We start from the raw sequence: 8,841 nt of genomic DNA, 5'->3' as shown, positions 1-8,841 counted from the left end.
TACAATTATGAGTTAGCTTTCAGGTCTAAAATTCAAAACCTCTAATTATAACATAGATTTTTTTTGCAAGAGGTCTATTAACAGTTGACAGTTGACAGTTGACAGCGGTCACGCTCGCTTTCTCGTTCCCAGGCTCTGCCTAGGAATGCCGATCAAGAGGCTCTGCCTCGCACCATGCGTTCCCAGGCAGAGCCTGGGAACGAGAGTTAACGAAAGTATTAGTCAGCATTCCTCAGTCATTTTACCCATTAATAGCCGATGAAAATTCCCTGGATTGACAAGTTTTTTACGCCGCGCAAATTAAGGCGAGTTCGTACTCCCACACTGCTGCAGATGGAAGCAGTAGAATGCGGTGCTGCTGCTTTAGGAATTATTTTGAGTTACTGGGAACACCCGGTACCTTTAGCTCAATTGCGGAGCGAGTGCGGCGTTTCTCGCGATGGCAGTAAAGCTTCTAATATCCTTAAAGCAGCCAGAATTTACGGCTTAGATGCTAAAGGGTTTAAAAAAACTGTTGAAGAGTTGAAAACTGTACCGCCGCCTTTTATTATTTTTTGGAACTTCAATCACTTTTTGGTGGTTGAGGGGATGAAGAAAAAGCGCGTTTACCTCAACGACCCCGCATCGGGGCCGAGGACTGTTTCCCTAGAAGAATTTAAGTCTGCTTATACTGGCGTTGTTTTGACTTTTGAACCTGGGCCGGAGTTTAAAAAGGGCGGAAAAAAACCGAGTATTGCGAGTGCTTTAGATTCCCGATTGCAAAGTTCCCGCTGGGCGATCGCATTTTGTTTAATTGCTGGTTTATTACTCACTGTTCCACGTTTGGCTGGCGCGGCATTTACCCAAATTTTTGTAGATGAAATTTTGGTCGAAAACCGTCACGAGTGGCTGCGACCTTTAATATTGGGAATGCTGTTTGCCGCTGCTATTCAAGGGCTGCTAGCGCGGATGCGGCTTTTCTATTTGCGGCGGCTGGCAAACAAGCTTGCGATTTCGATGTCTGGACAGTTTCTCTGGCATACTTTGCGCTTGCCTGTGGGATTTTACGCGCAGCGGTTTGCAGGTGAAATTAGCAGCCGCTGCCAAGTTAATGACAAGGTTGCTGAAATTTTATCGGGGAAACTGGCTGCAACTGCGATCGACGCGGTGATGATGGTTTTCTATGCGATAATTATGGTGATGTACGACTGGGTATTGACCAGTGTTGCGACTGTTTTTGCCGCCTTAAACTTTTTGGCACTGCAATCTTTATCCCGCAGCCGCGTCGATGCTAACACCAGATTAGCTCAGGAAACAGGTAAGGTTGGCGGTGCTGCAATCGCAGGCATTCAATCTATTGAAACTGTCAAAGCTAGCGGTTTAGAATTCGATTTATTTTCTAAGTTTGCCGGGTACTATGCCAAAATGAGCAACGCCCAGCAAGAATTGGCTTTGCCCACTCAAATATTGTCAATATTACCAGCATTTTTAACGGCATTAGCTGCAACTGCTATCTTAGTTGTCGGGGGCTTGCGGGTGATGAACGGCGGTTTGAGTATCGGGATGTTAATTGCCTATCAAAGTCTCACTCAGCAATTCCTCGAACCTGTTAATAATCTGGTCAATTTTGGCGGCACTTTGCAAGAATTAGAAGCCGATTTAAGCCGACTTGATGACGTTCTGCAAAACCCGATCTATCCAGAAGCAGATCGCGATTCTTTTAATAGTGGAAACGGCCACGCCGCCCTTGCACCAGATTCTTTTCACCTGCAAGGAAGCATTGAATTGCGCGGTGTCAGTTTTGGCTACAGCCGCTTGGAAGCGCCCTTAATTGACAACTTGAACTTAACCGTAAAACCTGGTCAGCGGGTAGCGTTAGTGGGGGGCAGCGGTTCTGGCAAATCTACTATTGCCAAACTTGTTACCGGACTTTACGAACCGATGAATGGCGAAATTTTATTTGACGGGGTTCCCCGCAATTTGATTCCCCGTTCTATTCTAGCAAATTCGCTGGCCATGGTCGAACAAGAGATATTTCTATTTGCCGGGACTGTTCGGGAAAATCTCACGCTTTGGGACCCGACAGTACCGGAAGCAGATTTAGTGCAAGCGTGCATTGATGCGGCCATTCACGAACTTATTTTGAATATGCCGGGAGGATACGATGCTCAACTCAATGAAGGGGGAACAAATATGAGCGGCGGACAGCGGCAGCGTTTGGAAATTGCCAGGGCATTAGTGAGAAATCCAGCGGTGTTGGTGCTGGATGAAGCAACAAGTGCTCTGGATGCTGAAACAGAGTTAATTATCGATCGCAATTTGAGACGGCGCGGTACTTCTTGTATTGTGGTTGCTCACCGTTTGAGTACGATTCGAGATTGCGATGAAATTATTATGCTGGCAGGGGGGAAAGTAGTTCAAAGAGGCACTCATGAGGAGTTGCAAAAGCTGGGAGGAGCTTATGCTCGTTTGGTTGGGAACGAACAATAAACAGCAGAAATACAGTAGCCAGCCCGACAGTCCGCCAGGGAATGAATTCCCTGTCTAATAGCTAAAGTCCTCTGAAGAGGACTGAAATGAATGATGGTTCGATTTGGCTATTCAGTCGGTTTTAACTGACATCTTACACCATTCTCGATAAGCATTTTAGGAACAGGCAAGATGCTTGTTCCACAAGAAAATTTACTCTTTGTGGAACAGGCATCTTGCCTGTTATTGAGAAGGGTGCAAGATGTGAGTTTTAACCGAATTTAGCTATGAGACGGGGATTTTAATCACTCCTAGGATCTGTGGATTAACCCGATCGATTCGATCGCACTGTTTTCTTTGAAGCAAGGCTTTAAACCCCTGCCCGACTTGATATTACTAATCGCAAATTACTAGCTATGCTCGATCTAAATCCTGTTAAGAAACTGCACCGAATTAAAGGAAATGAACCGCTGCTGCTGAATGACCCGCATCAGGTATGGATTGTTAAGTCGGGCGCGATCGCAGTCTTTGCAGCCAAGATACAAAGTGAGAAGCCTGCGGGCAACCGCCATTATCTGTTCGGCGTCGGTGCAGGCGAGGCTTTGTTCGGCGCTGCCCTGGGGGATGGGTGGGGAATTCTGGCGATCGCGATCGCCGAAACGGAACTGGAACCGATCGCGATCGCAGATTGTGCCGCTTTAGTTGCTGCTGGTGAGAGCAAAACGAGATCGCTGGTGCAAGGGTGGATAAAGCATTTGGGAGAACGGGCGATTCCCTACGGCATAGATCCGCTTCACGCCCCGGAGGAAAAAGTTGCCCCAGAAACTGAGGTTGTAGCAGCCTCGCAGCAGATATCGCTGCAAAAAGGTCAAATGCTGCGATCGCCGCCGGGAACAGTTGTCTGGGTGCGCGTCTCGTCGGGCGATGCGAGTGTCGGGGAATTGCAGTTAAATTCCGCTTCCCCAGCGTTTCCCCTGGCTGGGAATATGCTGCTGGTGGCATCGGGGGAAGTTGAGGTGCAAATTTTCTCAACAGCAGAGGTGGAAAATGCCGACTGGCTGCCCGCGAGTTTAGCTTTGCTGCACGAGTATTTTTGCTGCTGCTTGAACTTGCTGGTTTCCCAGCAAAAAGCCGAGGAATTTCGGCGCTTTCAGGAACGCGAACAGCTAAACCGCCAAGTAACTCAGACAGCTTTGGGAGATTTAACCGAGGTTTTGCATCCCCGGAAAACTGCCTTGTCTGAGGAAGGAACACCGCTGTTAATCGCTGCTGGGGCTGTAGGTAAGGCACAAAGTATAACCGTCAATCCCCCGGCGGGTTCGGAAGATTTCAGCCGAGTGAAAGATCCGATGGAGGCGATCGCGCGATCGTCGCAATTTCGCACCCGCCGCGTGCTGCTGGCTGGGGATTGGTGGCGGCAGAACTGCGGCCCGCTATTGGCTTATACAAAGTCCGACGATCGACCAGTAGCTTTGTTGCCTGGTAAGGGATCTCGCTATACTTTGTTCGATCCGAGCGCTCGCACTCGCAAACGGGTAACTAAAGCAATCGCCCAAGAGTTGTCGTCAGAAACTCTCATGTTTTACCGGCCCCTGCCGCTATTGCTTCACAACGCTGCGGAACTGTTTCGCTTCGGAACGAAGGGCTACGAAAAAGATATCATCGTTGCTTTCGGGCTGGGGATATTGGGAACGCTGCTGGGGATGGTGACGCCGCAAGCTACCTCGATTTTGGTCAATGATGCTATTCCTGACAGCGATCGTTTGTTACTGTGGCAGTTAGGGCTGGTATTGTTAGTTGCGGCGATCGGACGGGCTGTATTTAGCATGGCCCAAACCATCCTGACGCTGCGGATCGAAAATGCTGCCAGCGGCACTCTCCAGCCGGCAGTTTGGGATCGATTGCTGAGATTAAAACCGACATTTTTTCGCAGCTATTCTTCGGGCGACTTGCTGACTCGCTTATTAGCAGTTAATCAAATTCGCGCCCAACTCAGCGGCGCGACGCAGCGGACACTTTTGAGCGCGATATTTTCCTTGCTGAATTTGGGGCTGATGTTTGTTTACAGCCTGCCGCTGGCTTTAGTCGGAATTGGTTTAACTCTTATTGCGGTTATAGTAACAGTCACATCGAGCTTACTCTTAATCCCAAAAGAGCGGAAAATGGAAACAGGAGAAGGCGACATTAATGGGCTGACAGTAGAACTGATTAACGGAGTATCAAAGCTGCGGGTAGCTGCCGCAGAAGGGCGAGCGTTTGCAGCTTGGGCGAAAAAGTATAGCCAGCAAATCAAGCTAAGAACAGGAATTAAACGCATTGATGACAGCGTTTCTGTTTTTAACGAAGCGCTGCCATTAGTAAGTTCTATCCTGATGTTTTGGTTTGCAATTCAGTTCATGGAAACTTCTCAAACAGGAGGAGGCGGACTGAATATGGGAACCTTTCTGGCTTTTAATTCCGCCTTCGGCACTTTTCTTTCTGGCGTCACTGATTTGAGCAATACCCTAACTGATATTTTAGGAATTGTACCGCTGTGGGAGCGAGCCAAACCGATCGTCCAGGGCATCCCGGAATCTGACCCGACAAAAGCCGATCCGGGCCGATTAAAAGGTCAAATTACGATCGATAGGGCGACTTTCCGCTACCGGGAGGACGGGCCCCCAATTTTAGATGATGTCAGCATCAATATTCAACCGGGGGAATTTATCGCGATCGTCGGGCCGTCTGGTAGCGGTAAATCAACATTATTTCGGCTGTTATTGGGATTTGAAATAGCACAAAGCGGCACTGTTTATTACGACAATCAAGATTTAGCAGGCCTCGACGTTCAAGCTGTGCGGCGGCAGTTAGGAGTAGTGCTGCAAAACGGCAGAATTAATGCTGGTTCGATGTTTGACAATATTACCTGCGGGGCGATGGTAACGCAGGAGGAAGCTTGGGAAGCCGCGCAAATGGCCGGTTTAGCAGCCGATATCGAACAAATGCCGATGGGAATGCACACGGTTGTCAGCGAGGGCGGCACGAATCTTTCGGGAGGACAGCGGCAAAGATTGTTAATTGCCCGCGCAATGGTTGTCAAACCAAAGGTTATCCTGATGGATGAAGCTACCAGTGCTTTGGATAACCGCACGCAGGCGATCGTTACTGAGAGTTTGGATAAGTTGAATGTGACGCGAGTTGTCATCGCCCACCGCCTGAGTACGATTCGCAATGCCGATCGAATTTATGTAATTGAAGCCGGCCGTTTAGTAGAGTTTGGTTCGTTTAAAGAATTAATCGAACAGGGAGGATTATTTGCGAGATTAGTTGAGCGGCAGTTAGAGTAGAGATTTAACGTAAAACCATTCTCAAGAACGGGGTCTCCGGCCCGTTCCACAAGAAATTCACTCTTTGTGGAACGGACCGGAGACCCCGTTCATAAAAGCATTATTAAAAATGGTGCAACATCTCAGTTACATCCGTTACACTCATTACATAATCCGCTGCCGAACTGCTTATTCTTTGGTCAGCAAATCGGGCAACCACAACAAAATCAGCAATAGCAAACAGGCGATAACTAAGCCAACGCTAAATATTGTAGCGTTACCGATATCTGGCGATTGCTGCATCAGGTATAGTGGCTTTATTGCATCCATATTTTCTGTAGATTGGGATTGCTATAGTTGTCATTATTCCACGGAAAAGCAATCGCATATTATGCGATTGCTTTGCAAATTTTAGCCTCAGCGATTGCGTGGCTTTTGGCAATTATTAGTCGCTCAGTTGCTATTGCCAAATGCGCGCGACGCTGCTTCAATTAATTCCATGGGCAGACCACGACCAAAAATGTTGGGCCTTGGGCCGCTGGCTGTGATAACGGGCATCCCGGCAGCCCGAGCGCGATCGGCCATATCGGAACGGCCGCCTGCGATCGCTTCGAGATCCAAGTCGTTCAATTCTCGATCGGTTGAGTTTTCTTGTTCGGATGCTGCGATTTTGGACGACTCGGACGGTAATTCTTGCGAAAATTGATTGTTGCTTTCCATCAGATGTTTTCTCCTTGGATGTTTGAACTCAGCAGAAGCGCGATCGCTTCTAGTTACAAGCAGCTCATTTCTTCTGTCCCCAATGGGATAGGAATGCTTCAGTTATTTGCATGGACAGACCACGACGCATAAAGTCGGGCTTTGGACCGCTGGCTGTGATAGTACGGATACCGCCAGCGATCGCATCGAGTTCCAAGTCGCTCAATTCTTGATTAGTTGAGTTGTCCGGTGCGGCTGCTGTGATTGCGGACGACTCGGAGGGTACTTCTTGCAAAGATTGATTGTTGCTTTCCATCAGATATTTTCTCCTGACATAATTAGTGAATTTTGCTTCCAAAAGCGATTGAAGCAACTGCTAGCAAAGTTGGCTGCTATCCAGCTTTTTTACCCGCTACTGCTGGGTAAATTCTCGGAGAGAAACGGATGAAATCACGCCAATTCTCAAAACTCAAACCGCCTGTGATCGCATCTAAACCGCCTGCGATCGCATCTAATTCCGTATCATTCAATTCTTCACCGACAGGATTTGCTGGCGACTGTTGCGGCTGCACCGCAGAATATTGCTCAACTTCTTGGGAAAACTGATTAGTGCTGTCCATCTGATTGCTCCTTTTGACTTCGGTATTGTATGTATTCAGAATTTGTTTTTTACAGCTAGGCTATGGCTGGCCTATGCGTAAATTTAGTTTAGAAAATTTCCTGGCTAAAGTAGCTAGCTCAAAGTTGAGTTTTGAAGCTATAAAAACAACTTAGTTTGAACTAACTTTTAGTTGAGGAGATTACCTGAACTTTTGGCTAGGTATCGCAGATCGCATACAAATATAGACTGGTAACACTCTCTTGCAATGACTGAAGCCTGCGTCCCATTCCTGAGTTTCTCCAAGCGATAGCCCCAACGCCCCCACGCCCCAACCCCCCAACACAAACTACTCATACCGCCGATTAAATGCTAAAACAAGTTTAAACTCACACGGAGCCTTCCCTAATGACCCACTTCGGCATCCTCTGTCCAGCAGCCAACGGCCACCTCAACCCCATGACAACATTAGGCAACGAACTGCTTCGCCGAGGCCATCGAGTCACCCTATTTAACTTCCTCGATGCTAAAACCACCACCTTAGCCAGCGGCTTAGAATTCCAGCCATTAGCTGAAAATGAATTTCCCGCAGGCTCAATGACAGAAGGCTTGGGCCAACTGGGGAAACTCAGCGGACTGACAGCCTTTCGATATACTATCAAAGCATTCACAGAGATTTCGGCTGCTCTTCTCACAGAGGCTCCAACTGCCATTCAAAAAGCCGGTGTAGAAGCTTTGCTTGTAGACCAAGTTTCATTCGAGGGAGGAACAATTGCCGAATTTCTCAACCTTCCTTTTGTCACTGTGTGCAGTGCCTTGATGGTAAATCGAGACCCTAACATTCCTCCGTTTTGTACTCCTTGGCAATACAATCCAACTTTAGCAAACCGCCTCCGCAATCAAGTCAGCTATCAATTACTAAATCTGGCTATCAAACCAATTCGAGATGTTATTGCCCAATATCGCGAACAGTGGAAATTACCTCTGTACTCTAACCCGAATGATGGTTACTCTAAACTGGCTCAAATCAGCCAACAGCCGGCTGAATTTGAGTTTCCCAGACAAAATTTACCCCCTTCTTTCCATTTCACCGGCCCCTATCACAACCCAGCGACGCGCAAACCAGTACCTTTTCCCTTTGAACAATTAACCGGTAAACCGTTGATCTATGCTTCGATGGGAACTGTGCAAAATCGCTTGCTGGATGTTTTTCAAACGATCGCCTCTGCTTGTGAAGGATTAGACGCCCAATTGGTAATATCTCTCGGCGGCGGTGCGACTCCCGAATCCTTGCCGTCATTGCCGGGAAATCCGATCGTTGTTGGCTATGCACCGCAATTAGAGTTGCTACAAAAAGCCACTCTGACTATTACTCACGCCGGGATGAATACAACTTTGGAATCATTGAGCAATGGAGTACCGATGGTGGCAATTCCTGTGGCAAATGACCAGCCGGGAGTGGCAGCGCGGATTGCTTATACGGGTGTTGGCGAAGTGGTTTCTTTGAAGGAATTGAGCGTGACTAAAGTCCGATCGGCAATTGTGAAAGTCCTAACCCAAGAGTCGTATAAACAAAGGGCGATCGACCTCCAAGAGGCGATCGGGCGATCGGGCGGAGTCAAGCGCGCCGCTGATATTATCGAACAAGCTGTATTGACTGGGAAGCCTGTCTTGGCTTCTAAAATCTAAAATCTCAGATGTGGAGTCAAATCTAAAATCTAAAATCTAAAATCTAAAATCTAAAATCGACTGATGGCTCACGCACATCTGGTGTGAGGAGCAAATTTATGC

7 protein-coding genes are annotated in these 8,841 nt (G+C 47.9%); 3 read left to right on the top strand and 4 right to left on the bottom strand.

All coding sequences use genetic code 11. The features are described from left to right. Nucleotides 1–258 precede the first annotated feature (258 nt). Together QUB44_RS02230 and QUB44_RS02225 are read left to right on the top strand one after the other, a co-directional pair. On the top strand, nt 259–2,469 hold the full coding sequence (locus QUB44_RS02230; protein WP_333362557.1) for an NHLP family bacteriocin export ABC transporter peptidase/permease/ATPase subunit: 2,211 nt from the start codon (nt 259–261) through the stop codon (nt 2,467–2,469). A 395-nt stretch (nt 2,470–2,864) separates the two neighbouring features. After that, complete coding sequence (locus tag QUB44_RS02225; protein WP_333362554.1) at nt 2,865–5,774, top strand: NHLP bacteriocin export ABC transporter permease/ATPase subunit; 2,910 nt, start codon at nt 2,865–2,867, stop codon at nt 5,772–5,774. A 168-nt stretch (nt 5,775–5,942) separates the two neighbouring features. Here the strand turns inward: QUB44_RS02225 and QUB44_RS02220 are convergent, their stop codons facing one another. The 4 genes from QUB44_RS02220 to QUB44_RS02205 form a co-directional block, all read right to left on the bottom strand. After that, nucleotides 5,943–6,083 (bottom strand): hypothetical protein, encoded by a 141-nt coding sequence (locus tag QUB44_RS02220; protein WP_333362551.1) that lies wholly within the window; start codon nt 6,081–6,083, stop codon nt 5,943–5,945. A 123-nt stretch (nt 6,084–6,206) separates the two neighbouring features. Further along, the gene (locus QUB44_RS02215; RefSeq protein ID WP_333362548.1) at nt 6,207–6,473 is read right to left on the bottom strand and encodes a hypothetical protein; all 267 of its coding nucleotides are present in this window, start codon (nt 6,471–6,473) and stop codon (nt 6,207–6,209) included. 64 nt (nt 6,474–6,537) lie between these two features. Continuing rightward, nucleotides 6,538–6,768, bottom strand: coding sequence for a hypothetical protein (locus QUB44_RS02210; RefSeq protein WP_333362545.1), 231 nt, complete (start codon nt 6,766–6,768; stop codon nt 6,538–6,540). 76 nt (nt 6,769–6,844) lie between these two features. Further along, nucleotides 6,845–7,072 carry a hypothetical protein gene (locus QUB44_RS02205; protein WP_333362542.1) on the bottom strand — a complete coding sequence of 76 codons (228 nt, stop codon included), beginning with the start codon at nt 7,070–7,072 and terminating at the stop codon, nt 6,845–6,847. A 386-nt stretch (nt 7,073–7,458) separates the two neighbouring features. On the opposite strand from QUB44_RS02205, the gene QUB44_RS02200 reads away from it, so the two are divergent. Further along, nucleotides 7,459–8,739 (top strand): glycosyltransferase, encoded by a 1,281-nt coding sequence (locus QUB44_RS02200; RefSeq protein WP_333362539.1) that lies wholly within the window; start codon nt 7,459–7,461, stop codon nt 8,737–8,739. Nucleotides 8,740–8,841 lie beyond the last annotated feature (102 nt).

Origin of the sequence: Microcoleus sp. AT3-D2, from assembly GCF_036705715.1 — a bacterium.
Lineage (GTDB): Bacteria > Cyanobacteriota > Cyanobacteriia > Cyanobacteriales > Microcoleaceae > Microcoleus.
Note: the sequence above shows the minus strand (reverse complement) of the source record. Positions and strands in the feature narration are given on the sequence as shown.

Excerpts from the sequence above, each read along its gene's own strand:
- QUB44_RS02230 (WP_333362557.1), top strand. The coding sequence starts at position 259 with ATGAAAATTCCCTGGATTGACAAGTTTTTTACGCCGCGCAAATTAAGG.
- QUB44_RS02225 (WP_333362554.1), top strand. The coding sequence starts at position 2,865 with ATGCTCGATCTAAATCCTGTTAAGAAACTGCACCGAATTAAAGGAAAT.
- QUB44_RS02220 (WP_333362551.1), bottom strand. The coding sequence starts at position 6,083 with ATGGATGCAATAAAGCCACTATACCTGATGCAGCAATCGCCAGATATC.
- QUB44_RS02215 (WP_333362548.1), bottom strand. The coding sequence starts at position 6,473 with ATGGAAAGCAACAATCAATTTTCGCAAGAATTACCGTCCGAGTCGTCC.
- QUB44_RS02210 (WP_333362545.1), bottom strand. The coding sequence starts at position 6,768 with ATGGAAAGCAACAATCAATCTTTGCAAGAAGTACCCTCCGAGTCGTCC.
- QUB44_RS02205 (WP_333362542.1), bottom strand. The coding sequence starts at position 7,072 with ATGGACAGCACTAATCAGTTTTCCCAAGAAGTTGAGCAATATTCTGCG.
- QUB44_RS02200 (WP_333362539.1), top strand. The coding sequence starts at position 7,459 with ATGACCCACTTCGGCATCCTCTGTCCAGCAGCCAACGGCCACCTCAAC.